Genomic DNA, 23925 nt, shown 5'->3' with positions numbered 1-23925 from the left:
CTCACCAGCCCTTGCCCTTCAGCCTGGTCAGCCTGGCTTCGAGATCGGCCAGATTGTCGGCGGCGCTGCCGTCGCCCGACATGGTGTTGTGGACGGCCGTCCAGAACTGGCTCGAGGCTTCGTTGTACTTGATTTTGGCGACCGCCGAAGGGCGCGGCGCCGCGTTCAGAAATATCTGCTTCCATCGCGGGACGATCGGCTGTTCCCTGGCGATATCGGGATCGTCATAGAGCGCCTTGATGGTGGGCAGGTTGGACGTCCTCAGCGTCCGATATTTCTGCATCTCGGGCGAGGCGATGAACTTCACCAGATCGATCGCCGCGTCCTGGTGCTTGGAATATTTGGAAACCGCGAGGTTCCAGCCGCCGAGCGTTGCCGTCGGCCGGGCGTCTTCGCCGGTTCCTGCCGGCAGCGGCGCCACATCGAACTTGCCCTTGATCGGTGAGGTCTCGCTGTTGCCGAGCGCATAGGCATAGGGCCAGTTGCGCATGAAGACGGCATTGCCGGTCTGCCAGACGCCGCGCGATTCCTCTTCCTGGTAAGCGAGCACGCCCGGCGGCGCAATGGTGCCGATCCAGCCCTTGACCATGTCGAGCGCGGCCGCGGCTTGTCGATTGTTGATGGAGACCGTGCCGTTGGGCTCGATGATCTGGCCGCCGCCATTCGACCTCACCCATTCGAGCGCGTCGCAGGTCAGCCCCTCATAGGCGTTGCCCTGGAAGACGAAACCCCACAGGTCCTTGTTGCCGGCGGTGCGCTCCTTGTCCATGACGAGCTTGGCGGTGTCGGCCAGTTCCTGCCAGGTGGTCGGCACCTTGGCGCCATATTTGTCGAGCAGATCCTTGCGGTAATAGAGTGCCGGCGCGTCGGTGAAGATCGGCAGCGCCACCAGCTTTCCGTTCACGGTCTGCGACTGGATGATCGACGGGAAGTGCTCGGCCACGATATCCCTGGTCGCCGCAGTGAGATCGACGAGTTGGCTGGCAAGCTGCGGCGCCCAGATCACGTCGGTCTGGTAGACGTCGATGTCGCTGTTTCCCGCCGCGAGCCACAATCTGAACTGACCGAACTGGTCGGTGCCCGACGGCGGTATCACCACGATGTCGACCTTGTTGCCGCTCTGCTTCTGGTAGCGGTCGAGTATCTCGCGCAAGACCTTGATGCCGTTGCCCGTGTCGCCCGACACGATCGACAGCTCGACCGCGCGAGCCGGCGCCACCGCGAGCATCGCGCCGACGGCAAGTGCGAGGAATGCGCGGTAAAATTTCATGCTGGTGGGCCTCGCCTCGGAACCGTCCACGCGGACCTTGCCGCGTCGGCTGATGATGACCCTCCGCCCGCATTGAATGCGGAGCGACGCTTCGGAGTTCCCGACATGGCCATCGGGGACGGTCCGGGAGCGGACTGACCCCAGTCACTCAGTTAAGGGAGATCTCGCGATTGGCCGCAGGCCCAAAGCGGGCGGGCTCCGAAACCCGCCGCCCCGGAGCCCGCCTTGGAGTGGCTGACGCATGCCGGCACAGCCTCTCCGACGCCTTGCCAGCGTCGATCCGCCGATCGGCCGCCCTGCACCACGACGCATTAGCATGTCCTAACGTCAGCTTGTGTGAAGCGGTTCACAATGCGCCCTGCATTCGGTTGTGTCGCTGAAGGCGAATGCTGCGAAGCGCCTAGCCTTCCCAGGCCACCGGAACCATGCCGAGCCGCTCGTAAAGCCTGAAGGCTGCGGGGTTCTTCACCGTGTTGGTCTTAAGGTCGACATGGGCTGCACCCCTGTCGCGGAAAGTCAGGAACACGTGCCGCATCAGCGCCTCGCCGATGCCGTGCCTTCGCGAGTCCGGATGAACCGCCAGATCCTTGACGAAGCCCGACGCCCAGCAAAGCGCGGCGCCCGCCAGCAGCCCCTTGCCGTCGATGACGAGGAAACAGAGGTCCGGACCGAACTCGGCATCGCCTGAGATGCGCGACCACCATTCGTCGAACCGACCTTCGGCGCCGTCGTCGAGCGCCTCTTCCAGCAGTGCGTGCAGGGCCTGCGCATCCCTGTGCTCGAACGGGCGCATGACGAAGCCTTCCGGCCAATGCGGCGCGGTCAGCGCATCGTCGAGAAGCTTGCGAAGGCGGACATCGTCTGGAGTCGGCGGCCGGCGGCTGTCAGTGTCACGCATGCAACTGCCCCAAAGACCGATGGGACGCGCCTCGTTGCCGGCGCTCAGGCGCCTGGCTGCAGGCGGCGGCGGTCGACGCCGAGACCCGTTTGATCGAGCAGGCCCTTGCGCTTGGCGTCGTAATAATAGCCCGTCTGATAGAGCTGGTCGGCCCGCTTGGCATTGCCGCCCGAGACCAGCCAGGCGCCGCGCAGGTATTTGACAGCGTATTTGAGATTGGTTTCGGCGTCGAACAGGCCGGCTGCCGGCCCGTCATAGCCCATGCCGCGTGCGGTCGCGTGCTTGATCTGCATCAGTCCCCAATGACCGTGATTATAGGCCTTCGGATTGAAGGTGCTCTCGCGGTTGACGACATGGCGCACCAGATCGACCGGCACTTCGTAGATCGCCGAATATTTCTCGATCAGCCGCTCGATCTCGGCGCGCGGACCTGTGGCATGCTGTTCGGGCTGGCCCGGTTGGGCAAGCAGCGCCGGGTTCTGCGGCATCACATAGGCGACCTGCTGCACGCCCGGCATGGGAGCCACCTTCGCTGATTGGCCGGTGACCGGCATGGCAACAGCGGCGCTCTTGTAGGCGGCGGCCTGCTTGAGCGCACCGGGGCCGGTCGGCGATGCGCCGGCCAGCAGCACCGGCGGCGGCGGAAACTGCCCGGCGACGGGTGTCGAGCCGGCGAACGCGGCAGGTTGCGCCGGCGGCGGAAGGGCGGCGCCGGGTTGCGCCGGCGGCGGCAACGGCGCGCCAGCCGTCGTCGCGCCAGGCGCCGTCGCCCCAGGTGCCGTCGCCAGGGCCACGGCATCGCCGGTCAGCGCCGCCGTTTGCACCTGAGCGAGGCCGGAAGGCTCCGGCAGCACAGCAACGGTTTCGGGCAGCGCGATGGTCGGTGTGTCGTCCTCGGCGGCCGGCGTCGATGCCGCCGCAAGCGCCGGCGAGGGTTTCATCTGTGAGGTCGAGGTACAGCCGCTGAGGCCGGCAGCGGCAACGAGCACGCCGATCGCGGTGAGGATGATTTTCGCTGCCAAGCCCTGCAGGTCCGATTGTCGGTTGTTGAAAAGTCCTTACACCAGCGATTCCAACCGGGCAATCAGGGCCAGTGTGCAGCTTTCGGGTGGCGAGACTCGAAGCAAACTGTGATATTGTTCCCCATCTGTACTGGAGATGTACCCGTTTTTCGCAGTTTGCGGAAAGGAGCGCACCCATGGAAAACGCATTGCCGATCACGGCCGGCCACGCAGTGTTAGAAACAGTGATCGGCTTCATGGGCATCGCCTGGAGCGAAAAGGGCCTGATCCGGCTCTGCCTGCCCGAGCGTAGCCGCGAAGCGGTCGAGCGCCGCGTGTTTCGCCATGCCGGCGTCTCTACCTCCACCGAACAGCCGCAATGGGTGGTCGAACTGATCGCCTCGATGAAGGCCTATGCGGCCGGGGAGGATGTCGATTTCTCCGGCGTGCCGGTCGATCTCGACGGCGTCGACGATTTCCGCCTCGCCATCTATGACGCCGCGCGCAAGCTCGGCTTCGGCGAGACGACCACCTATGGCGAACTGGCCAAGCGGGCCGGCCATGCCGGGCTTGCCCGCGAAACCGGTGCAGCCCTCGGCGCCAATCCGGTGCCGCTGGTCATTCCCTGCCACCGCATCCTTGCCGCGGGGGGCAAGATCGGCGGCTTCTCGGCTACCGGCGGCTCGGCCACCAAGGAGAAGATGCTGGCCATGGAAGGCGTGCGGGTCGGTCCGCCGCCGGCCGCTCAGGCATCATTCGCGTTCTGACACAGCTTGCCGAAAGGACTCTAATGGCGTGGGAAGATCCGCCGTCGGAAACGCCGGTCGAAGTCCGGCCGTTTGCAGATATAGACGGGGCAGGATTTAGTATCGGCGCTCGGCACATAGGCCCGCGCTCTCACCTCGCCCATGTTGCAGAAGCGCTCGTCCCGCACATAGCGGTCATAAAGCGGCAGTCCCGGCACGCGCGTCGACTGATAGCGCAGGATGACCGCGCCCTGCCTGGCGATCGTCGCCCGCACGCGGTCGCAGCTCATGCGCGTCGGGTCGTAGCGCGAGACGGCCTGCGCCTCGGCGGCCACCAACATCAGGCAGGCGGCAAGCAGAATTGTCCTCATGATCTTCTCCCGCAACAGCAAGCGCATCTTCCCTCCACAACGCATCCCCGGCGGCAAACCTTCCAAGCGCAGTGGGCTCCGTTGGACGCTATCGCGGCACATGCCGGTAACGCCATCTTGTTTTCGTTCGCGAACCATACTATATCCGGCGCATTGAATTTGGCCGATCGATCGGGCCGCGATCTTCGCGTTTGCTGACGTCTATCTCCAAAATTTCGATACCACCGGCCGGGCTTTGGTCCGGTCAAACGAAGCAAATGTGAAGGACTCTACATGGCAACTGGTACGGTTAAGTGGTTCAACGCCACCAAGGGCTACGGCTTCATCCAGCCCGACAATGGCGGCGCGGACGTTTTCGTCCACATCTCCGCCGTCGAGCGCGCTGGCATGACCACCCTCGTTGAAGGCCAGAAGATCAGCTTCGAGATCGAGCAGGACCGCCGCACCGGCAAGTCCGCTGCTGGGTCTCTGAGCAAGGCAGCCTGATTTGGCGCTGGCATTTTGCAGCCGGGCGTGATCGCCTGGCATTGCACAATGCGCCTAGTTAGCGACGCGCACCGGGCGAGAGCCTGGAGCGGGCGGCAAGTCACGGATGTACTGACGGTCGTGCGATAAGCGCGCCGGAGCGAAAGGACCCGACAAGCTGGAACAGCAGATAGCTGCCGGCCCGGCCCCAACGCTTCCGATCAGGCTACCGGCATAGGAAGGCGGGCATTGTCCCGCCTTTTTTGTTGCCTGAATTGGCAAGCCGCCGCCCGCGCTTGTGGTCCCACTTTGCTGCCGGCAAACTGCGTGACCAAAGGCCGTTCGCCGTACCGGCCGACAAGAACTTCACTTCGATGAGACCAATCCGCGACATCCATCCCTCCATTTCAAAAGGTGGGAGAGCTTTGGTCGGCCAGGATAGACGACACTTATCGGGCCTTGGCCCTCGAAAGCGCTGATGCTTCGACTGGATCTGGATCGGCACCCCATGCCGAATACGATCGTCTCATCAAATAGCCAGCATTCGGCGGCTGCAAAATGCTGCGGCATAGAAACAGACTACCCCACCCACTCGATCGGCACGTGCCCCTTGTCCGTCTCGACCCGCTTCAGCCACTCCACCACGGCCGGATAGGCGTCGAGCTGGAAACCGCCCATCTCGGCGGTGTGAGTGTAGGCATAGAGCGCAATGTCGGCGACGCTGTAGCTGGCGCCGGCAAAAAAGGCGTTCTGCTCCAGATGCTTGTTCATCACGCCGAGCGCCTTGTTGCCGCGCTCCAAGGTCAGCGCCAACCGTTCCGGCGTCGCATCCTTCGCCCTCTCGGGAAATGTGAGCAGCGCCTTGCGCACCGCGATATAGGGCTCGTGGCTGTACTGCTCGAAGAACAGCCACTGATACGCCAGCGCCCGCTCATATCTGTCGGCCGGCAGGAAGCGCGTGCCTTCGGCGAGATAGAGCAGAATGGCGTTGGATTCAGCGATGCGTCGGCCGTCGTCGAGCTCGAGCAGCGGCACCATCGCGTTGGGGTTCTTGGCGACATAGTCGGCCTTGCGCGTCTCGCCGGTGTGCGAGCTCACTTCGATGCGGGTGAAGGGAATGCCGAGCTTTGCCATCAACAGACGCGGCTTGTAGCAATTGCCGCTGTCAATCATGTCATAAAGGATCATGGCCCCTCTCCGCGCGCGACGAACGATCGGCAGCCTCTAACTCGCCTGTGCGGAGTTCATCCAGTGATTTGTTTTTGAGTGAAAGCATCAGCGGCGCTGATGCAAAGGCACTACCTTGTTGTCCATGCCGAGCAGCGCATCGATCGCCAGCGGCTCTTCGTTGAAGATGGTGCCGGCGAGCGCCGGGCGGGCGAGGTGATATCCTTGCAGGAGGTCGACGCCGCCATCGAGCGCGACGCGCAGATGCGTGGCATGCTCGATGCCCTCGACCAGCACCTTGGCGCCGCGGTCGTGCAGCGTCGAAACCAGCGGCCGGAAGAACCGCTCGGCGGCGGCATGGCGGCAGAACTCGGCGAACCAGCCGCCGTCGATCTTGACGATGTCGGGCGACAGCAGGCTGATGCGCGCTTCGGTCGAATGTCCGGTGCCGAAGTCATCGATGGCGATGCGGACACCGCCACGCCTCATCTCGCGCACGAGGCGGGCGAGCACATGCTCGTCGGCTGCCTGCTCGGTGATCTCGCAGACCAGCATGGCCGGCTCGAGGCCGAAATCGCCGAGATGCCTGGCCATCAGCCGGATCTCGGCGAGCGCCCGTCCGAGATGATCGTTGATCATCGGATTGTAGTTGAAGAACAGGGTAAGGTCATCGACGCCGATGTTGCGGTAGTTGCCGAGATGCAGCATCCGGCACATCGTCTCGACGAACAGACGGTCCTTTGCCGCAACGCTGTCGAAGAAAACTTGCGGCGCAACCGGCGTCGCGACGCGCCGCGGCTCGATCAGCGCCTCGACGGCGACGGGTTGCAGCGATCTGCCACGCGGCGCGAAGATCGGCTGGTAGGCGCTCCACAGCCGGAACTCGCCATAGACGCCGAATTGAAGGCCGATCTCGTCTTCGAAGATCGCTTCGGCGACACTTCGCCGCCTTTCGGGGCGCTGCCTGTCGGGCCGCCCGATCATGGCGTCACCTTGCGCCCAAACGCCTTGGTCGGGCGAGCTGACGCCACCGGAGCGGGACTGGCGGCCGCGATCGTTTTGCCCTCCCCGGCCGCGGGCGCCTGCACGCTCTTGCCGAAGACGCGAAGACTGGTCGAGGCCAGCTCCGGCCGGGCAAGCACATAGCCTTGCACCATCGACGCCCCGGATTTCTCGGCGAGCTCGAGCTGCCAGCCTTCCTCGATGCCTTCGAAAACCGTGCGGATGCCCTGACTTTCGAAGCTCGTCACCATCGTTGTCAGCAGCGCGAATCCGGCTCCGGACTCCATCAGCTGCGTGATCCAGTTGGCGTCGAACTTGACGATGTCCGGCCGCAATTCCTTGATGCGGTTGATGTCGGATTCGTCGGCGCCGTAATCGTCGACGGCGATGCGGAACCCGTTGGCGCGCAGCGCCTCGACGAAGCTGTAGAGCGTTTCCTGCGAAGCCGATTTCTGCTCGGTGACCTCGCACACGATACGGCGCGGGTCGATGCCGGCCTCGTGCAGCACCAGCCGCATGTCGCGCAGCGCCTTGTCGACGATGGCGCGGTCGGTGAACACCGACGGATCGAAATTGACGAAAATCGACGCCTCTTGCGGCAGACAGCCGCCGGCGTTGAGCAGATGCAGCGTCCTGGTCAGCGCCTCGATATGCAGCCGGTCGCCTGCGGGGCAAGTGCCGAAGAAGCTCATCGGCGATTGCGGCTCACCGTCGCGGAACGGGCGGATAAGCCCCTCGAAGGCGACGAGCGAAAGCTTGCCTCCATCGAAGGCGAAGATTGGCTGGAAGGCGCTCTGCAGCGTGTAGATTCCCCAGACACCGCTTGAGGTGCCGTCATCATGACGGATGATATGGGCAAGCCCGATGCTGCGCGACAAAGGTCCCTCGCTCCGCAGAATAAGCGGAATTCGATCTGCCATCCTGCCAGCCAAGGGTTTACCGCTCGTTGATGAATTTATAGTTGCCGCTCACGCCACCTTGACCTCTGGATCACCCGACAATGCTTGCGCTTGGCCCGATGATGCGACATGAGAGGCGCCGCGGCCGCTCCTGGCCGCGCCCTTCTCTTGGAGACGCTCTGTCATGGCCTTTCTTGCCGACGCCCTTTCCCGCGTGAAGCCTTCCGCGACCATCGCGGTGACGCAGAAAGCGCGTGAGCTGAAAAATGCCGGCCGTGACGTCATCGGCCTCGGCGCCGGCGAGCCGGACTTCGACACGCCCGATAACATCAAGAACGCGGCGATCGAGGCGATCCGGCGTGGCGAGACCAAGTACCCGCCGGTCTCCGGCATCGCGCCGCTGCGCGAGGCGATCGCGAAAAAATTCAAGCGGGAGAACAATCTCGACTACCGACCGGAGCAGACCATCGTCGGCACCGGCGGCAAGCAGATCCTGTTCAACGCCTTCATGGCGACGCTGAACCCCGGCGACGAGGTCATCATCCCGCGCCCCTATTGGGTGAGCTACCCGGAAATGGTGGCGATCTGTGGCGGCACGTCCGTCTTTGCCGACACCTCGATCGACAACGGCTTCAAGCTAACGGCTGAGGTGCTGGAAAGGGCGATCACGCCGAAGACGAAATGGCTGCTGATGAACTCGCCGTCCAACCCATCGGGCGCCGCTTACACCGAGCGTGAACTCAGGGCCCTGGCCGACGTGCTGCTCAAGCACCCGCATGTCTGGACGCTGACCGACGACATGTATGAGCACCTGACCTATGGCGACTTCTTCTTCAAGACCATCGCCGAGGTCGAACCGAGCCTCTACGAGCGCACGCTGACCATGAACGGCGTGTCGAAGGCCTATGCCATGACCGGCTGGCGTATCGGCTACGCCGCCGGCCCGGTGCCGCTGATCAAGGCAATGGACATGATCCAGGGCCAGCAGACTTCCGGCGCCTGCACCATCGCGCAATGGGCGTCCGTCGAGGCGCTCAACGGCCCGCAGGACTTCATCGCCAAGAACAAGGCGATCTTCCAGGGCCGGCGCGACCTCGTCGTGTCGATGCTCAACCAGGCGCGCGGCATCTCGTGCCCATCGCCGGAAGGCGCCTTCTACGTCTATCCGTCCTGCGCTGAGCTGATCGGCAAGAAGACGAAGGCCGGCAAGGTCATCGACAATGACGAAGCCTTCTGCTCGGAGCTGCTCGACGCCGAAGGCGTTGCCGTTGTGTTCGGATCGGCCTTCGGCCTCGGCCCGAACTTCCGCATCTCCTACGCAACATCGGAGGCGCTGCTGGAGGAAGCCTGCACCCGCATCCAGCGCTTCACTGCGTCGCTGACCTGATCGGCAACGCCGCAATCCACAAAAACCCGGCTTCGCGCCGGGTTTTTTGTTGGACGGCAATCAGCCGCCATACTGTTCGTCGGAGACCGCCTCGAGCCACTCGGCATGGACGCCGTCCAGCGCTTCCTGCATGGCGACATGCGTCATCGTGGTCTTCGGCCCGGCGCCGTGCCAGTGCTTTTCGCCCGGCGCGAAGGAGATGACGTCGCCGGCCCTGATCACCTCGATCGGCCCGCCCCACGTTTGCGCAAGCCCGGCGCCGGCCGTGACGTAGAGCGTCTGGCCGAGCGGGTGCGTGTGCCAATGCGTGCGGGCGCCCGGTTCGAAACTGACCAGGGTTGCCCTCAGCCGCGCCGGCGCCTCCTTCTCGATGATCGGCGTCTGCAGCACCTTGCCGGTGAAATACTTTTCAGGCGCGATGATCGTCGGCACGCTGCCGCACGCAATGATCTTCATCGTAGAAACTCTCAAATCGTTAGGGACCGTCGCCGCAGCGGGAGGTCAGTTTCTTGCTATATGGCGACCGACGCAATCGCCTTTGAGCGCTTGAGCCACCGGGCTGTTCGAAACCGAGCACAAAACCAAAGCCGGCGCATTTCCTATTTTCCTTGCCCTCTCCGCGAACCCGTGTGACGATGGCCTTGGCAGGTGGTGAGCAACAACCCCGCCCGCGACGGCTGAACAGGCCGGCCGCCGCTCCCAGGGAAACGCCTGAGTGGAGGTCAGCCATGGGTAATCGCGCCGGAGGACGACGCACGGGACCGAAATGCATCGCCATAGTCGGTCCCTTCGCAAGCGGTAAGACGACACTTCTCGAAGCTATCCTCGCCCGCACGGGCGCCATTCCCCGCCAGAATCCCGTCTCATCGGGCAACACGGTTTCCGATCATTCGCCAGAAGCCCGCGCCCACGCCATGAGCGTCGAGGCGACCTTTGCCACGACGGAATTCATGGGCGAGCAGTTCACCTTCGTCGATTGCCCCGGTTCCATCGAGTTCGCCTTCGAGGCGGAGCCGGTGCTTGCCGCCTGCGATGTCGCCGTGGTCGTGGCCGAAGCGGACGAAAAGAAGATACCCGCGCTTCAGCTCATCATGCGCAAGCTCGACGATCTCGGCGTGCCGCGCATCCTGTTCCTCAACAAGGTGGACAAGGCGGTCGCCGGCGTGCGCGAGACGCTAAAGATGCTGCAGCCGGCCAGTTCGGCGCCGCTGCTGCTGCGCCAGATTCCATTGCGCAAGGATGGTGTCGTCATCGGCTCGATCGATCTGGCCTTGGAGCGCGCCTATGTCTACCGCGAATATGCCGAAAGCCAGGTCGCCGAGATTCCGGACGACGACAAGGCGCGCGAGCTCGAGGCACGGTTCTCGATGCTGGAGACGCTGGCCGACCATGACGACCAGCTGATGGAGCAGTTGCTGGAGGAGATCGAGCCGCCGAAGGACGCGATCTTCGATGACCTTGCCGCTGACCTGCGCGCCGGCTCGGTGACGCCGGTGCTGATCGGTACCGCCGAGAAGGGCAACGGTGTGCTGCGCCTGTTGAAAGCTATCCGCCACGACGCGCCTGACGTCGAGGCGACGCGCAAGCGCCTTGGCGCGCCTGATGGCAGCCAGACGGTCGTGCAGGTGATGAAGACCATCCACACCGCGCATGGCGGCAAACTGTCTATTTCGCGTGTGCTTTCCGGCCAGGTGGCCGACGCGGCCGAACTCTTCCTCTCCAGCGGCGACACGACGAAGGTCTCCGGCATCTACAAGATGCTTGGCAAAGACCAGTTGAAGCTGCCGTCGGCCAAGGCTGGCGATACCGTCGCGCTCGGCAAGCTCGACAATGTCAGGACCGGCCAAACGCTGAGTTCGGCCAAGGGCGGCATCAAGCCGCTGATCGCCCTGGAGCCCCCGCAACCGGTGTTCGCATTCGCTCTGCGCCCCAAGGAGCGCAAGGACGAGGTCAAGATGTCGGCAGCGATCCAGAGGTTAGCCGAGGAAGACCCCTCGCTCAGCCTGCACCACAACCAGGATTCCGCGGAGACCGTATTGTCGGGCCATGGCGAAATGCACCTGCGCGTCGTGCGCGAGCGGCTGGAGGGCAAGAACCAGATCCCGATCGATGGCCATTCGCCGGCGGTGCCCTATCGCGAGACGATCCGCAAATCCGCGCAGCAGCGCGGCCGCCACAAGAAACAGTCGGGCGGCCACGGCCAGTTCGGCGACGTGGTGATCGAGATCAAGCCGCTGCCGCGCGGCACGGGTTTCCAGTTCACCGACACCATCACCGGCGGCGTCGTGCCAAAAACCTACATCCAGTCGGTGGAGACCGGCATCCGCGACTATCTGAAATCCGGTCCGCTCGGCTTCCCGGTGGTCGATGTCGCCGTCAACCTTTCGGACGGCTCCTATCATGCCGTCGACTCGTCCGACATGGCCTTCCAGATGGCGGCCAAGCTGGCGATGAAGGAAGGCATGGCGGCCTGTTCGCCGGTTCTGCTGGAACCGATCATGAAGGTCGAGATCGTCACGCCTTCAGATGCGACCTCGAGGATTATCGCTTTGATCCCGCAGCGGCGCGGCCAGATCCTTGGCTATGACGCGCGGCCCGGCTGGCCGGGCTGGGACGTGGTCGAAGCGACCATGCCCCAGGCCGAGATCGGCGACCTGATCATCGAGCTGCGCTCGGCGACGGCAGGCGTCGCCAGCTACAAGGCCGTCTTCGACCATATGGCCGAGCTGACCGGGCGCCTCGCCGACGAGGCGATGAACGCCAACGGCAAGGCCGCCTGATCGGATCTTGTTGAAGACGCGAAAACGGCGCCCGGATCGTCCGGGCGCCGTTCTTATTGCGGACTGTCTTCCTTGGGAGGCAACGGCAGGTCCGCCGCATCAGGAAATGGATCGGACGCGGTAGCTGCCTGAGCCCGGCCTGTCCGAGTGATGCCCCCATCTCCCGGACCGCCCAACCGCGTCCTATGATCTACCTAATCGATAGAGTGCGTCTGCGACATGTTACCCGATGTTACATGTCACTGTTACGCGGGCCGCGCGCACGCATTTCTGGTGTCGGCGTGACTTCGGCGCAACAAAAAAGCCGGATCAATAAAGATCCGGCTGAGTTTGATTGGAAGTGCCGATTAGGGCTAACCTCCAGAGGGGAACACTCGAGGGCGCTAATGGGAGGAGAACGCGCCCTGGAGATGAACTATATATGTGCTCATCATGCTCAAGAAACAAGCATCTATTTTGCAACACACGCATGCAAAAAGAGGTAGGCTGTGGTCTAATCCGTCGCGAGAACCGATAGGACCAGAAAAAATCGCCGAATCCAGAGCCGTTCCGGACTGAAAGCGATCGCTGATATGCAAACCGGGTCAGATTCCGGTGCCGAAATACGCTAAATTCACAATGATGCGAACTTGGGCTGGTCGCGTTTATTTCTGCGGCAGGAGAGCCCGATGCGAACTTTTTCGGCAATTGCCGGCAGCGCCTTGTTCTTTGTCTCCGCCCCGGGCGCGCTGTCTCCGGCTGGCTGCCCCACGCCATGGCGCGCTTAAGTCCCTGTCGTGGGCCAGGTCAGGCCGGCACCACCCGAATATCGGCAGGTCCTGCTAGTAGGACCAACTGCGCGCCTTGGCGATGATGAAATCGCGGAACACGTGCAGCTTCGCCTGGTTCTTCATCGCGTCGGGATAGGCGAAATAGGTGTCGAAGGACGGCACCTCGGTTTCGGGCAGCAACTGGACGAGGTTCGAGTCCTTGTTGATGACGTAGTCGGGCAGCATGGCGATGCCGGCGCCGCCCTGGACCGCGCGCTTGATAGACAGGATGTCGTTGATCTGCAGCGTCGGCACCCTTTGCCCGCCCTCGAAATCGCCGACCGTCTCCAGCCAGTTCAGCTCCGACAGATGCGAGGGCACCGGCACGCCGAAGGTGACGATCCGGTGGTTCCTGAGCTCGGCGATCGAGGCGGGCTTGCCGAACTTCGCCACATAGGAAGGCGACGCATAAAGGTGGAAATGCACCGTGAACAGCCGGCGCTGGATAAGATCCGGCTGCTGCGGCTGGCGTAGGCGGATGGCGCAATCGGCCTGACGCATGGTGAGGTCGAGTTCCTCGTTGGCGAGGATGAGCTGCAGGCTGATCTCGGGGTAGAGCTCGATGAATTCCTGCACGCGCTCGGTCAGCCAGCCGGCCCCGAGCCCCACCGTTGTTGTGACCCTCAGCACGCCGGACGGGCGATCCTTGGTCTCGGTCAGCCGCGACTTGATCGTCTCCAGCTTCATCAGCACGTCATGTGCCGTGCGGAACAGCATCTCGCCCTGCTCGGTCAACACGAGGCCACGCGCGTGGCGATGGAACAGCGCCACGCCGACGTCATGCTCCAGTGCGCTGACCTGCCGCGAGATCGCCGACTGCGACAGATGCAGCGTTTCGGCGGCATGGGTAAACGACCCAGCCTCCGCCGCAGCGTGAAACACGCGTAGCTTGTCCCAGTCCAGCGCCATGATTCCCCTCGTGTTGCCCTTGGCGTCTGAATGAAAAATCAGGCTTTTAAACGGCTTTTTTCAGCCGATCGATTATTCCGCCGCTTCGCGGTGAACCTCGATCCCCGCCAGATATTTCTCCGCCTCGAGCGCGGCCATGCAACCGAGCCCGGCAGCTGTAACCGCTTGCCGGTAGACATCGTCGGTGACGTCGCCGGCGGCGAAAACGCCGGGAACGTCGGTACGGGTCGAATCGGGCGCCGTCCACAGATAGCCGTTCGGCTTCTGCTTCAGCTTGCCGATGAAAAGCTCGACCGCCGGCGCATGGCCGATCGCGACAAAGACGCCATCGACCTGCAGCCGCGACACTTCGCCCGTCACCACATTGCGCAGCTTCAAGCCGTCGACCGAAGGCGGCAGCGGTGCCTTGCCCGGCTGCCCGGTGATCTCGTCGACGACGGTATCCCAGATGATGCGGACATTGTCCTTCTTGAACAGCCGCTCGCGCAGGATACGCTCGGCGCGGAAATCGTTGCGGCGGTGAATGACGGTGACGCTCCTGGCGAGGTTGGCGAGGTAGAGCGCCTCCTCCACCGCCGAATTGCCGCCGCCGACCACGGCGACATCCTTGCCGCGATAGAAGAAGCCGTCGCAGGTGGCGCAGGCCGAGACGCCGAAGCCCATGAACGTCTGCTCGGACGGGATACCCAGCCACTTGGCTTGCGCGCCGGTGGCGATGATCAAAGCGTCGGCGGTGTAGACGGTGCCGGAATCGCCGGTGGCGCGAAACGGCCGCACATTGAGGTCGACCTCGGTGATGATGTCGTTGACGATCTCGGTGCCGACATTTTCGGCCTGCTTGAGCATCTGCTCCATCAGCCAGGGGCCCTGGATCGGATCGGCGAAGCCCGGATAGTTTTCGACGTCGGTGGTGATCATCAACTGACCGCCCTGCTGCAGGCCGGCGACAAGCATCGGCTTCAGCATGGCGCGGGCGGCATAGATCGCCGCGGTGTAGCCGGCCGGCCCGGAGCCGATGATGAGAACGGGCGCGTGTTTGGTGTTCATGAAAAAGTCCCCTGCGGCGCGAGGGCCGTGGTTTTGTTGCCGGTAATGTAAGTGCTGCCCGCCAAGCCAGCAAGGCAGCTTGGCCTTCGTCCCCGGAAAGCTTCATAGCGGTATACAGGGCCATATCGCAGCCAGTTGCAGAAAAATCATCGCAAAGGGGTGGCCTCGTGCGCGAAACCAAATTACAAAATCGCGAAAGATTCTTGCGCGAAAGCCGATCATGCCGCTCAAAGCCGATCTCGACGCCATCGACTGGAAGATCCTGCGAGAGCTGCAGAGTGACGGTCGTATGACCAATGTCGAGTTGTCCGGCCGCGTCGGCATCTCGGCGCCGCCTTGCCTGCGCCGCGTCAGGCGACTGGAAGAGGCCGGCATCATCCGCGGTTACCGTGCGCTCCTCAATGCGCCGGCGCTCGGCATGGATGTCGTCGCCTTCTGCCTGATCGGCCTGCACCATCAGGCCGACGCCGAGCTCAAGGCTTTTGCCGAGCGGACGAGGGGCTGGCCGCTCGTTCGCGATGCCTGGATGGTGTCGGGCGAGTCCGATTTCCTGCTGCATTGCGTGGCAAGCGACCTTGGCACCTTCCAGACCTTCGTCATCGAGGAGCTCGCCTCGGCGCCCAATGTCGACACGGTGCGCACCGCGCTGACCATCCGCCGGGTCAAGGATGAGGGGCTGGTCGCCTTTCCGGCTTAATGCGCCGGCTTCCGATGAAGCCGCTGGAAAAACAGCGGCTTGGCGTTCAATTTTGAATCAATCCGCGATCAGCGCGATTGTATCGCGGTCAGCAGGCTCTCCAGGTCCTGCGCCCCGCGCAGGGGCAAAACCGAAAGCCCGCCCATCGCCATGGCTTCACCATCGACAAGCCAGCCGCGTGTGAGGCCGGCGCGCTGGCCTGCTTCCATGTCGGCCGGCTTGTCGCCGACGATCAGCGATCGCTTGAGATCGAGGCCGAGTTGACGCGCGGCCTGGACCAGCATGCCCGGATTGGGCTTGCGCATCGGATGATCGGCGATCGCCAGCGGCCCCGAACCGGCTTCGTGGTAGGCGCAGGCCAGCACCATGTCGACGGCTGCGTTCTTCTCGGCAAGCAGGTCGAGAACCCGCTGATTGACCCGGGCGAAGGCATCCCAGCCAAAATAGCCGCGCGCGATACCGGACTGATTAGTGATGAGGATGACCGGAATGCCGCGCCGATTCGCGGCTTCTATGGCAGGCGCGATACCGTCGCGCAGCACCATGGCGTCCGGATCGTCAGGATAGCCGGTATCGATATTGATGGTGCCGTCACGGTCTAGAAACAGTGCCGGCAGGCCAGCCGGAAACGCCTTGGCGCCAATCCGCTCGATCCACAGGCCGGGCTCGACGAGCGGAAAATCCCCTTCGCGGTCAGCCATTGCTGAGACGCGCTTCGACCGCCTCGCACAGGTGGTGATAGAGGCAGAGATGCCCCTGCTGGATGATCGGCGTCAAGGTCGACGGCACGTTGAGCAAGATGTCCGTGAGCGGCTTGAGCTTGCCGCCGGTGTCGCCGGTGAGGCTGATCACCGTCATGCCCATGGCCCGCGCCTGCTCGGCGGCGGCAAGGATGCTCGGCGAATTGCCGCTGGTGGAGATGGCGAGCAATACCGCGCCTTCCGACCCATGCGCCTCGACCTGGCGTGAGAAGACGGTGTCGAAGCCGTAGTCGTTGCCCCAGGCGGTCAGCACCGCCGCATTGGCCGGCAGCGCGATGACATTGTAGGCCTTGCGCTCTTTAAGGAACCGGCCGACCAGTTCGCCGGCGATGTGGATGGCGTCGCTCGCCGAGCCGCCATTGCCGCAGATCAGCAGCGCCTTGCCGTGTGACAGCGCCTTCACGACCGCGCTCACCGCGCGCTCCATCTCGCCGGTGAGATCGCGCTCGACCATTGCCGAGATCGCCGCCGCGGAGCGGACCAGATAGTCGTTCAGCTCGGACATGAAACCCTCAATTCGCGCCGCCGGCGCGCAGCTTGCCGATGGTTTTGGTGGTGCTCTTGCCGGCGACGAGGTCGACCAGCACCACACGCCCGCCCGCGTTCTGCACCACGTCGGCGCCGACCACGGTCTCGATCGTGTAATCCGCGCCCTTGACCAGGATGTCGGGCAGAAGCGCCTCGATCAGCTTGAGCGGCGTGTCTTCCTCGAAGACGACAACGGCATCGACCGAGGCGAGCGCCGCGAGCACGCAGGCGCGGTCGTGCTGGTCGTTGACCGGACGTCCGGGCCCTTTCAGCCGGCGCACCGAGGCGTCGCTGTTCAAGCCGAGCACCAGCCGGTCGCATCGGCTGCGCGCGGCGTGCAGCAGGCTGACATGGCCGGCATGCAGAATGTCGAAGCAGCCATTGGTGAAGCCAACCGACAGCCCCTCCTCTTTCCAGGCCGCCACCATCCTGGCCGCCGCATTGGCGTCGAGAATGGCGTCCTTGTGGGCGACCGGTCCATGCGAGCGGAACAGCGCGCCGGAAAGCTCCTCCACTGTCAGCCGCGCCGTGCCGCGCTTGCCAACGACCACGCCGCCGGCGGCATTGGCGATTGTAGCAGCCTGCACCCGGTCGGCGCCCGCGGCGAGCGACAGCGCGAAGGTGGCGATGACCGTGTCGCCGGCGCCGGAGACGTCGAACACTTCGCGCGCCTGCGTGGAGATATGGCGGGCATCCTCCGCGGTGACCACGCTCATGCCCTTTTCGCTGCGCGTCGCGACGATGAACTCGAAGTCATGCGCGGCAATCAGGTCGCGTGCCGCAGCGACGATCTCGTCATCGCCGAAGACCGGGCGTCCGACCGCCTCGCCGAGTTCCTTGCGGTTGGGCGTGACCGCCGTCGCCCCGGCATAGCGCGCATAGTCGCGGCCCTTCGGGTCGATCAGCACCGGTTTTCCGGCATCGCGGCAGATCGCGATCAGTTCGGCCGCCACGCCGTCGAGCAGGATGCCCTTGCCGTAGTCGGACAGGATGACGATATCGGCACGCGCAAGGGCAGCCTGGAAATGCTCGACAAGCGTCGTCCGCTCGCCACTGGACAACGGTTTGATTTCCTCCTCGTCGAAACGCAGCACCTGCTGGTTAAGCGCGCTGAAGCGGCTCTTCGACGAGGTCATGCGGTCCTGCCGCTGTGCAAGGCCGTCCGTATCGGCGCCAAGATCGCCGAGCATGCGCATGAGATTGTCGCCGGCCTGGTCGGCGCCGATGACGGACACCGGGATCGCGGCGCCGCCCAGTGAAACGATGTTGGAAACGACATTGCCGGCGCCGCCCAGGGCCACCACCTCGCCCCGCCCATGCAGCACCGGGATCGGCGCTTCAGGCGAGATCCGCTCGATGACGCCGTTGACGAAACGATCGAGGATGAAATCGCCGACCACCAGCACCGTGACCTCGCCGAAGTGGGCGATGGTGCGATGCAAGGGCTCCGGGGAAGGCAGATGGTGCTTGATCATCTCACTGGCACGCGCCGAAAACGACGGTTCTTGATCGGGGTTGCAGCGCCGGAAAACCGGCGCTCTTCATTCTTCGCGATGCCGATATACCGCAATCGGGGCCAGCGCAACGGCGGCCGTATGCGCACGGCCAAGGCGCCGGACGGATCAGCTCTTCTGCAAGGCGACATGGACGCCGAGACCGACAAGCACGGCGCCACCTGCGCGTTGCATAAGGCGCTGCGCGCGACCGGAGCGCCGCAGGCGCGCAATCATGGCGCCGGCGAGAAAGACGCAAACGATGTCGGCCGACGAGAACATCAGGTTGACGACGGTTCCCAGCACCACGAACTGCAGCCAAACCGGCAAGGTCGCCGAGGCATCGATGAACTGCGGCAGGAATGCCATGAAGAAGATTGCTGTCTTGGGATTGAGCACCTCGACCGTGATGCTTTCGAAAAAGGCGCGACGCACCGATTTTCGCTCGATGGCAGGAAGCGTTCCGTTTCCCTGGATCTTGGCGCGGAACAGCGAAACACCGAGCCAGATCAGGTACAGCGCGCCGACAAGTTTGACCGCCATGTAAAGCGGCGGCACGGCGTGGAACAACACCGACAGTCCGGTTGCGGCGGCAAGGACATGGACATAGCCGCCGAGATGGATGCCGAGCGCCGCCGTCAGCCCCGACCAACGCCCGCGCGCCATGGTCTGCGCGGCGGCATAGAGCATGGCCGGTCCGGGAATGTAGGCGAAGATAGCCGTGGTGACGAAAAAGGCGATAAGCAGTTCGGTCGACGGCATCTTGATCCCTCACGATAGGAGCCGACTGAAGCGGGAGCTTTGCGGCCTCACTGTGGCGACGAACCGGTCTGCCCTGATTTGGCAAGAACACGCGCCATGAACTTGTCATGGTCGATGACCGCGCGCTCGTGGAAACCTTCGCCGATCAATCCATTCTCGTGGCTGCACGATACCTTGAAGCGCAGCTTTCGCCCCTGCACCGCGACAAGCTCGACATCGGCGGTGACGGTCATGCCGACGGGCGTCGCGGCGACATGGCTGACGTCGACATGCGTGCCGACGGTTCTCTCATGGCTGCTCAGGAACGGACGCAATGCCTCGACGCATGCCCATTCGATGAAGCCGACCATGAAGGCGGTGGCGAAAACCGGTGGCATGTCGCCGAAACCCGCAAAGGCCGTTGTCATGGCCGGAACCGTCAGGGAGTCGTCGACCCGCAGGGTTTGAACGTGGTGAAGGCCTGGCTTTAAATCGGATGTCATGGCTGATACCAACGGCAAGAACGCACACCGACGGCTCATGCCACAGCCCTCAATGGCACCATAGCTTGCTTCGATCGAAGACGTACCGTTCGGCGCGCCAGAGCTTATCTCGCGAGCCGTTCTGCCGATCCATCCCTACATTCGTCGTAGCCGATGCTCCACAGCCGGCGACCTTTTATCGACACTCGCTCGCGCCTCACCTATAAGGGCCGGAATCGGCAACGAAACAAGGCTCACCAGGATGATCATCGTCACGGGCGGCGCCGGCATGATCGGCTCCAACATCGTCGCCGCGCTGAATGCCGAAGGCCATGACGATATCTTGGTCGTCGACGATCTGACCGACGGCCACAAGATCGCCAATCTGGCCGATCTCCGCATTGCCGATTATCTCGACAAGGACGAGCTTCCGGCCCGGCTCGAGGATGGCGGGCTGGGCCGCATCGACGCCGTCTTCCATCAGGGCGCCTGCTCGACCACCACCGAATGGAACGGCAAGTTCATGATGGACGTGAACTACGCTTATTCGAAGCGCCTGCTGCACGCCTGCCTGGCGCTGCGGGTGCCCTTCCTCTATGCCTCCTCGGCTTCGGTCTATGGCGGCGGCAGCGAGTTTCGCGAAGAGCCCGAATTCGAACGGCCACTCAACGTCTACGCCTATTCGAAGAAGCTGTTCGACGACTATGTCCGCCGCAATGTCTTCGACACCGATCACTCGCAGGTGGCCGGCCTGCGCTATTTCAACGTCTACGGGCCGCGCGAGGCGCATAAGGGCGCCATGGCCTCGGTCGCCTTCCATTTGTTCAACCAGGTCGAGCAGGGCCAGAACCCGAAGCTGTTCGGCGCCTATGGCGGGTTCGGCCCCGGCGAACAGAGCCGCGACTTCATCCATGTCGGCGACGTCGCCGACGTCAATCTGTGGCTATGGAAGCGGGGCTCAAGCGGCATCTTCAACTGCGGCACCGGCCGCGCCCAGCCGTTCCGCGCCATCGCCGAGACGGTAATCGACACGCTCGGCAAGGGTGAGATCGAGTTCATTCCCTTCCCCGAACACCTGAAGGGCAGCTACCAGAGTTTTACCGAGGCGGATATGTCCCGCTTACGCACGGCCGGCTACAATGGCCAATTCCGCACCGTCGAAACCGGCGTCAGAGACTATGTCCAATGGCTGAAAGCCCAACGATCCTCGTGATCGGCCCACGCTGGGTGGGTGACATGGTCATGGCCCAGTGCCTGTTCGCGGCGCTGAAGGAAAAGCATCCGAATGCCGCGATCGACGTGCTCGCGCCGGCTTGGGCAGCGCCCCTGGTCAAGCGCATGCCCGAAATACGCTCCCAGATCGACTTTCCACTGATGCCCGGCACGCTCGAATTCCGCAGCCGCAGGCGCTTCGGCCGCCTGCTGCGCGGCCGCTACGACATGGCCTATGTGCTGCCGGGGAGCTGGAAATCGGCGCTGATCCCGTTCTTCGCCCGAATTCCGCGCCGCGTCGGCCATCTGAGGGAAATGCGCTACGGCCTGCTGACCGACATCGTCCCGCTGCCCGATGCGGTGAAGCGGCGCACGGCACGGGCCTATTTCGGCCTGGCGCGCGGCGGCACTTTTCGCCCGCCGAAGCTCACCGTCGATCTCACCAATCAGGCCGATCTGCTGACGCGGTTCGGGCTCAGCGCAAAAGAATTCGTCGCCCTGTTGCCGGGCGCCGAGTTCGGCCCGGCAAAGCGCTGGCCGAGCGAATACTATGCCGAGCTAGCCCGCGGGATGATGGCAAAAGGCCTGGGCGTCGCCTTGCTCGGCTCGAAGAACGACGCTGAGGTTACCGGCGAGATCGCGAGGCTTGCGCCGGGCGCCGTCGACCTTGCCGGCAGGACGAAGCTGGAGGATGCCATCGACCTGATCGCCGCGGCGAAGCTAGCCGTCTCGAACGACAGCGGGCTTATGCATGTGGCCGCCGCCGTCGACACGCCAATCGTCGCCGTCTATGGCTCGACCTCGCCCGAAAACACGCCGCCGCTGACCGATCGTTCGGAACTGATCTGGCTGCACCTCTCCTGCTCGCCCTGCCACAGCAAGGTCTGCCCGCTCGGCCATCTCAACTGCCTTAAGACGCTCGATGTCGCGCGGGTCGCCGCCGCCGCCGACCGGTTGCTTGAAATTCCTGCGACCGCATGAGGGTTCTCATCGTCAAGACATCATCGATGGGCGATGTCATCCACACCTTCCCGGCCGTCGAGGACGCGCTCCGCAATCGCCCGGACATAAGCTTCGACTGGTGCGTGGAAGAGGCCTTTGCCGCCGTCGTCGCCTTGCATCCGGCGATCGGAACCATCCACAAGGTGGCGCTCCGGCGCTGGCGCAAGAAGCCGTTCGACGGCGGCACATGGCGCGAGATGGCCGGCCTGCGACGTGCGCTTCGCTCGCGCCGCTATGACCTGGTTATCGATGCACAGGGGCTGTTGAAATCGGCCGTGGTCGCCAAGCAATCCGGCGCGCCGATCGCCGGCTTCGACCGCTCCAGCGCCCGCGAGCCCTCGGCGACGCTGCTTTACGAGCGCAAATACGCCGTGCCGCGCGAGTTGCACGCCATCGAGCGCACCAGACGCCTGTTCGGCCTGGCGCTGGGGTATCAGGCGGACCTCTCGACGCTCAGCTCCGGCATAGTGCCGCCGGCAGGCGGACTTTCCGGCGTCGAAGGTAAAACGGCTTTCCTGCTGCACGGCACCAGCCGCGAAGACAAGAAATGGCCGGTCGAAGACTGGGTCGAGACTGCGCGCCGATTGGTGTCGCAGCAATTTACACCGATCGTCACCTGGTCGAACGAAGCGGAGAAGCGTGTTGCCGAGGCGATCGCCGGCGCCGTGCCGGAAACGGTGCTGGTTCCGAAATCGCTGCTAGCGGATGTCACCGCGATCCTCGGCCGGTCGACGCTCGTCATCGGCGCCGACACCGGCCTCACCCATCTCGCCAGCGCTTTCGGCCTGCCGACCGTCGCCATATTCCTGGCGACGGAGCCCGGCCTGACCGGCCCGCGCGGGCCCTATTCATCGACACTGCTGGCGCCCGCCGGCGGCAAAGTTACGCCGGCTGAAGTGATGGCTGAAGCGGAGCGGCTGCTGGCGCTCAGATCGGAAACGCCAGTCTAGGCCTCAAATAAATTGCACCTGGACGATCTCGTAACCCCGTGCGCCGCCCGGGGCGTTGACCTCGATGGCATCGCCGACTTCTTTGCCGATCAACGCGCGCGCGATCGGCGAGGAGATCGAGATACGGCCGGACTTCACGTCCGCTTCCTGGTCGCCGACGATTTGATAGGTCTTCTTTTCCTCGGTGTCCTCGTCGACCAGCACGACCGTGGCGCCGAACTTCACCTTGTCGCCGCTGAGCTTCGAGACATCGATCACCTCGGCGCGCGCGATCAAGTCCTCGAGCTCGTTGATACGGCCCTCATTGTGGCTCTGCGACTCTTTAGCCGCGTGGTACTCGGCATTTTCGGACAGGTCGCCATGCGAGCGCGCTTCGGAGATCGCCTCGATGATGCGTGGACGCTCTTCCTGCTGGCGCCAGCGCAGTTCTTCCTTCAATGACGCGAACCCCTCGCCTGTCATCGGGACCTTGATCATGATGCCTGACCTTTCCTGCCACTACCCCCGCTTTTCGGGAATAGCCTTGTCGTTGGGTACAAAAAGAAAACGGTCCGGCAGCCTCGGGCTAACGGAACCGTTTCACCACAATTTCCCTGAATATAGCGATCTCCGCGCGATTTTCACGCTCAAAAATGAAGTTCAGTAAAATCACCACCGCTTTCGCAAGGCCATCCGGCGCTAAATCCGCAATGCCGGCAGCAAAAAACCGGCTGCGATTGCTCGCAGCCGGCCTCGAAAAGCATCTGAGAAGAATCAGCTCCTCAGGAAACGCTCGATCTGTTCTGACAACATGCCGTATTCGCGCGAGCCTTTGCCGGTCCGCTTCTCGATTTCCTTGAGCTGCTCCTGCGCGCCGGCAAGATCGCCGATTTGCAGATGGGCCTCGCCGAGATATTCGCGCACCAGCGTGTAGTCGGGGTCGATGCGCAGCGCTTCCTCGTAATAGCCGAGGCCGACCGTGACACGGCCGGAATGGCGATGCGAATAGCCGAGATAGTTGAGAATGCGCGGATCCTGCTTGTTGGCGGCGAGCGTCAGCACCGAGATCGCCTCGTCGTAGCGCCCGGCCATCGCCAGATCGTGGCCTGCCTCGTAGATGCTGTCGTCATCCAGCATGCCGTACTGCGGCACGACGCATTTCTTCTTTTTCTTGTCCCAGACCTGACCCTTCTTGCATTGAGTGGTAGTCTGGCTGCCACCGCCACCGCCCTCGCCGGCGGTGAATGCAGGCGCCGCGAACAGCGGCAGGCTAACGGCAGCAGCCAAGACCTGAACAAGCAAACGTCTGCGCATCGGAGCCTCCTTGAG

General features: G+C 63.7%; 25 protein-coding genes. 8 read left to right on the top strand and 17 right to left on the bottom strand.

Annotated elements, in window-relative coordinates; all coding sequences use genetic code 11:
- Position 1: 1 nt before the first annotated feature.
- The 3 genes from P9217_RS16185 to P9217_RS16175 form a co-directional block, all read right to left on the bottom strand.
- Entirely contained in the window at positions 2-1270 is a 1269-nt protein-coding gene (locus P9217_RS16185) for an ABC transporter substrate-binding protein (protein WP_127241817.1), read from the bottom strand.
- A gap of 400 nt (positions 1271-1670) precedes the next feature.
- Positions 1671-2168 (bottom strand): N-acetyltransferase, encoded by a 498-nt coding sequence (locus tag P9217_RS16180; RefSeq protein WP_278087259.1) that lies wholly within the window; start codon positions 2166-2168, stop codon positions 1671-1673.
- A 44-nt stretch (positions 2169-2212) separates the two neighbouring features.
- Positions 2213-3190: a lytic transglycosylase domain-containing protein gene (locus P9217_RS16175; protein ID WP_095826542.1), complete on the bottom strand. Its 978-nt coding sequence runs from the start codon at positions 3188-3190 to the stop codon at positions 2213-2215.
- Positions 3191-3366: 176 nt separating this feature from the next.
- On the opposite strand from P9217_RS16175, the gene P9217_RS16170 reads away from it, so the two are divergent.
- Positions 3367-3936 carry a methylated-DNA--[protein]-cysteine S-methyltransferase gene (locus P9217_RS16170; protein WP_278087258.1) on the top strand — a complete coding sequence of 190 codons (570 nt, stop codon included), beginning with the start codon at positions 3367-3369 and terminating at the stop codon, positions 3934-3936.
- 20 nt (positions 3937-3956) lie between these two features.
- Here the strand turns inward: P9217_RS16170 and P9217_RS16165 are convergent, their stop codons facing one another.
- Positions 3957-4286, bottom strand: a complete 330-nt coding sequence (locus tag P9217_RS16165) for a hypothetical protein (RefSeq protein ID WP_278087257.1) — start codon at positions 4284-4286, stop codon at positions 3957-3959.
- Positions 4287-4559: 273 nt separating this feature from the next.
- On the opposite strand from P9217_RS16165, the gene P9217_RS16160 reads away from it, so the two are divergent.
- On the top strand, positions 4560-4772 hold the full coding sequence (locus P9217_RS16160) for a cold-shock protein (RefSeq protein ID WP_066994534.1): 213 nt from the start codon (positions 4560-4562) through the stop codon (positions 4770-4772).
- A gap of 558 nt (positions 4773-5330) precedes the next feature.
- Here P9217_RS16160 and P9217_RS16155 read toward each other — a convergent pair.
- The 3 genes from P9217_RS16155 to P9217_RS16145 form a co-directional block, all read right to left on the bottom strand.
- Positions 5331-5939 carry a glutathione S-transferase family protein gene (locus P9217_RS16155; protein ID WP_095801628.1) on the bottom strand — a complete coding sequence of 203 codons (609 nt, stop codon included), beginning with the start codon at positions 5937-5939 and terminating at the stop codon, positions 5331-5333.
- A gap of 87 nt (positions 5940-6026) precedes the next feature.
- A complete protein-coding gene (locus P9217_RS16150) occupies positions 6027-6902 on the bottom strand; it encodes an EAL domain-containing protein (RefSeq protein ID WP_278087256.1) in 876 nt (291 codons plus the stop codon).
- Positions 6899-7798 carry an EAL domain-containing protein gene (locus tag P9217_RS16145; protein WP_095823235.1) on the bottom strand — a complete coding sequence of 300 codons (900 nt, stop codon included), beginning with the start codon at positions 7796-7798 and terminating at the stop codon, positions 6899-6901. Before P9217_RS16145 ends, P9217_RS16150 begins: the two co-directional genes overlap by 4 nt.
- Positions 7799-8003: 205 nt before the next feature.
- Between P9217_RS16145 and P9217_RS16140 the strand changes: the two genes are divergently transcribed.
- Positions 8004-9206 (top strand): pyridoxal phosphate-dependent aminotransferase, encoded by a 1203-nt coding sequence (locus tag P9217_RS16140; RefSeq protein WP_067326660.1) that lies wholly within the window; start codon positions 8004-8006, stop codon positions 9204-9206.
- Between the two features lie 60 nt (positions 9207-9266).
- Here P9217_RS16140 and P9217_RS16135 read toward each other — a convergent pair whose 3' ends face one another.
- Positions 9267-9662 (bottom strand): cupin domain-containing protein, encoded by a 396-nt coding sequence (locus P9217_RS16135; protein ID WP_066994518.1) that lies wholly within the window; start codon positions 9660-9662, stop codon positions 9267-9269.
- 272 nt (positions 9663-9934) lie between these two features.
- Here P9217_RS16135 and P9217_RS16130 point away from each other — a divergent pair, with 272 nt between their 5' ends.
- Positions 9935-11986: an elongation factor G gene (locus tag P9217_RS16130; RefSeq protein ID WP_067326663.1), complete on the top strand. Its 2052-nt coding sequence runs from the start codon at positions 9935-9937 to the stop codon at positions 11984-11986.
- A gap of 821 nt (positions 11987-12807) precedes the next feature.
- Here P9217_RS16130 and P9217_RS16125 read toward each other — a convergent pair.
- Complete coding sequence (locus P9217_RS16125; protein WP_095777339.1) at positions 12808-13704, bottom strand: LysR family transcriptional regulator; 897 nt, start codon at positions 13702-13704, stop codon at positions 12808-12810.
- A gap of 72 nt (positions 13705-13776) precedes the next feature.
- Positions 13777-14751 (bottom strand): thioredoxin-disulfide reductase, encoded by a 975-nt coding sequence (gene trxB / locus P9217_RS16120; RefSeq protein WP_278087255.1) that lies wholly within the window; start codon positions 14749-14751, stop codon positions 13777-13779.
- 220 nt (positions 14752-14971) lie between these two features.
- Between trxB and P9217_RS16115 the strand changes: the two genes are divergently transcribed.
- A complete protein-coding gene (locus P9217_RS16115; RefSeq protein WP_278087254.1) occupies positions 14972-15448 on the top strand; it encodes an Lrp/AsnC family transcriptional regulator in 477 nt (158 codons plus the stop codon).
- Positions 15449-15516: 68 nt separating this feature from the next.
- Here P9217_RS16115 and P9217_RS16110 read toward each other — a convergent pair whose 3' ends face one another.
- The 5 genes from P9217_RS16110 to P9217_RS16090 all read right to left on the bottom strand — a co-directional run bounded on the left by P9217_RS16110 (position 15517) and on the right by P9217_RS16090 (position 19399).
- A complete protein-coding gene (locus P9217_RS16110) occupies positions 15517-16149 on the bottom strand; it encodes an HAD family hydrolase (RefSeq protein ID WP_278087253.1) in 633 nt (210 codons plus the stop codon).
- Positions 16142-16714 carry an SIS domain-containing protein gene (locus tag P9217_RS16105; protein ID WP_278087252.1) on the bottom strand — a complete coding sequence of 191 codons (573 nt, stop codon included), beginning with the start codon at positions 16712-16714 and terminating at the stop codon, positions 16142-16144. The genes P9217_RS16110 and P9217_RS16105 overlap by 8 nt, the downstream gene beginning before the upstream one ends.
- A 7-nt stretch (positions 16715-16721) precedes the next feature.
- Complete coding sequence (gene rfaE1 / locus P9217_RS16100; protein WP_082953958.1) at positions 16722-18212, bottom strand: D-glycero-beta-D-manno-heptose-7-phosphate kinase; 1491 nt, start codon at positions 18210-18212, stop codon at positions 16722-16724.
- 147 nt (positions 18213-18359) lie between these two features.
- Positions 18360-18992, bottom strand: coding sequence for a LysE family translocator (locus P9217_RS16095; RefSeq protein ID WP_278087251.1), 633 nt, complete (start codon positions 18990-18992; stop codon positions 18360-18362).
- Between the two features lie 47 nt (positions 18993-19039).
- Positions 19040-19399, bottom strand: a complete 360-nt coding sequence (locus P9217_RS16090; RefSeq protein ID WP_278088296.1) for a thioesterase family protein — start codon at positions 19397-19399, stop codon at positions 19040-19042.
- A 316-nt stretch (positions 19400-19715) separates the two neighbouring features.
- On the opposite strand from P9217_RS16090, the gene rfaD reads away from it, so the two are divergent.
- The 3 genes from rfaD to waaC are packed head-to-tail and all read left to right on the top strand — an operon-like array spanning position 19716 to position 22617.
- Positions 19716-20666, top strand: a complete 951-nt coding sequence (gene rfaD / locus P9217_RS16085) for an ADP-glyceromanno-heptose 6-epimerase (RefSeq protein ID WP_095801637.1) — start codon at positions 19716-19718, stop codon at positions 20664-20666.
- Positions 20639-21646 (top strand): lipopolysaccharide heptosyltransferase II, encoded by a 1008-nt coding sequence (waaF, locus tag P9217_RS16080; protein WP_278087249.1) that lies wholly within the window; start codon positions 20639-20641, stop codon positions 21644-21646. The genes rfaD and waaF overlap by 28 nt, the downstream gene beginning before the upstream one ends.
- A complete protein-coding gene (gene waaC / locus P9217_RS16075; RefSeq protein ID WP_278087248.1) occupies positions 21643-22617 on the top strand; it encodes a lipopolysaccharide heptosyltransferase I in 975 nt (324 codons plus the stop codon). Before waaF ends, waaC begins: the two co-directional genes overlap by 4 nt.
- A gap of 3 nt (positions 22618-22620) precedes the next feature.
- Here the strand turns inward: waaC and greA are convergent, their stop codons facing one another.
- Both greA and P9217_RS16065 read right to left on the bottom strand, forming a co-directional pair.
- Positions 22621-23094, bottom strand: coding sequence for a transcription elongation factor GreA (gene greA, locus P9217_RS16070; protein WP_027168132.1), 474 nt, complete (start codon positions 23092-23094; stop codon positions 22621-22623).
- A 276-nt stretch (positions 23095-23370) separates the two neighbouring features.
- The gene (locus P9217_RS16065; protein WP_095781311.1) at positions 23371-23910 is read right to left on the bottom strand and encodes a tetratricopeptide repeat protein; all 540 of its coding nucleotides are present in this window, start codon (positions 23908-23910) and stop codon (positions 23371-23373) included.
- Positions 23911-23925: the final 15 nt, after the last annotated feature.

This window comes from Mesorhizobium sp. WSM4989, from assembly GCF_029625795.1.
Lineage (GTDB): Bacteria > Pseudomonadota > Alphaproteobacteria > Rhizobiales > Rhizobiaceae > Mesorhizobium.
Note: the sequence above shows the minus strand (reverse complement) of the source record. Positions and strands in the feature narration are given on the sequence as shown.

What these genes read in the sequence shown, in the direction of transcription:
- P9217_RS16180 (WP_278087259.1), bottom strand. Translation starts at nt 2,168, where the DNA reads ATGCGTGACACTGACAGCCGCCGGCCGCCGACTCCAGACGATGTCCGC.
- P9217_RS16105 (WP_278087252.1), bottom strand. Translation starts at nt 16,714, where the DNA reads ATGTCCGAGCTGAACGACTATCTGGTCCGCTCCGCGGCGGCGATCTCG.
- P9217_RS16090 (WP_278088296.1), bottom strand. Translation starts at nt 19,399, where the DNA reads ATGACAACGGCCTTTGCGGGTTTCGGCGACATGCCACCGGTTTTCGCC.
- P9217_RS16125 (WP_095777339.1), bottom strand. Translation starts at nt 13,704, where the DNA reads ATGGCGCTGGACTGGGACAAGCTACGCGTGTTTCACGCTGCGGCGGAG.
- P9217_RS16155 (WP_095801628.1), bottom strand. Translation starts at nt 5,939, where the DNA reads ATGATCCTTTATGACATGATTGACAGCGGCAATTGCTACAAGCCGCGT.
- P9217_RS16130 (WP_067326663.1), top strand. Translation starts at nt 9,935, where the DNA reads ATGGGTAATCGCGCCGGAGGACGACGCACGGGACCGAAATGCATCGCC.
- P9217_RS16115 (WP_278087254.1), top strand. Translation starts at nt 14,972, where the DNA reads ATGCCGCTCAAAGCCGATCTCGACGCCATCGACTGGAAGATCCTGCGA.
- waaC (WP_278087248.1), top strand. Translation starts at nt 21,643, where the DNA reads ATGAGGGTTCTCATCGTCAAGACATCATCGATGGGCGATGTCATCCAC.
- P9217_RS16165 (WP_278087257.1), bottom strand. Translation starts at nt 4,286, where the DNA reads ATGAGGACAATTCTGCTTGCCGCCTGCCTGATGTTGGTGGCCGCCGAG.
- P9217_RS16160 (WP_066994534.1), top strand. Translation starts at nt 4,560, where the DNA reads ATGGCAACTGGTACGGTTAAGTGGTTCAACGCCACCAAGGGCTACGGC.
- P9217_RS16095 (WP_278087251.1), bottom strand. Translation starts at nt 18,992, where the DNA reads ATGCCGTCGACCGAACTGCTTATCGCCTTTTTCGTCACCACGGCTATC.
- rfaD (WP_095801637.1), top strand. Translation starts at nt 19,716, where the DNA reads ATGATCATCGTCACGGGCGGCGCCGGCATGATCGGCTCCAACATCGTC.
- P9217_RS16150 (WP_278087256.1), bottom strand. Translation starts at nt 6,902, where the DNA reads ATGATCGGGCGGCCCGACAGGCAGCGCCCCGAAAGGCGGCGAAGTGTC.
- P9217_RS16065 (WP_095781311.1), bottom strand. Translation starts at nt 23,910, where the DNA reads ATGCGCAGACGTTTGCTTGTTCAGGTCTTGGCTGCTGCCGTTAGCCTG.
- P9217_RS16170 (WP_278087258.1), top strand. Translation starts at nt 3,367, where the DNA reads ATGGAAAACGCATTGCCGATCACGGCCGGCCACGCAGTGTTAGAAACA.
- P9217_RS16185 (WP_127241817.1), bottom strand. Translation starts at nt 1,270, where the DNA reads ATGAAATTTTACCGCGCATTCCTCGCACTTGCCGTCGGCGCGATGCTC.
- rfaE1 (WP_082953958.1), bottom strand. Translation starts at nt 18,212, where the DNA reads ATGATCAAGCACCATCTGCCTTCCCCGGAGCCCTTGCATCGCACCATC.
- trxB (WP_278087255.1), bottom strand. Translation starts at nt 14,751, where the DNA reads ATGAACACCAAACACGCGCCCGTTCTCATCATCGGCTCCGGGCCGGCC.
- greA (WP_027168132.1), bottom strand. Translation starts at nt 23,094, where the DNA reads ATGATCAAGGTCCCGATGACAGGCGAGGGGTTCGCGTCATTGAAGGAA.
- P9217_RS16110 (WP_278087253.1), bottom strand. Translation starts at nt 16,149, where the DNA reads ATGGCTGACCGCGAAGGGGATTTTCCGCTCGTCGAGCCCGGCCTGTGG.
- waaF (WP_278087249.1), top strand. Translation starts at nt 20,639, where the DNA reads ATGGCTGAAAGCCCAACGATCCTCGTGATCGGCCCACGCTGGGTGGGT.
- P9217_RS16135 (WP_066994518.1), bottom strand. Translation starts at nt 9,662, where the DNA reads ATGAAGATCATTGCGTGCGGCAGCGTGCCGACGATCATCGCGCCTGAA.
- P9217_RS16140 (WP_067326660.1), top strand. Translation starts at nt 8,004, where the DNA reads ATGGCCTTTCTTGCCGACGCCCTTTCCCGCGTGAAGCCTTCCGCGACC.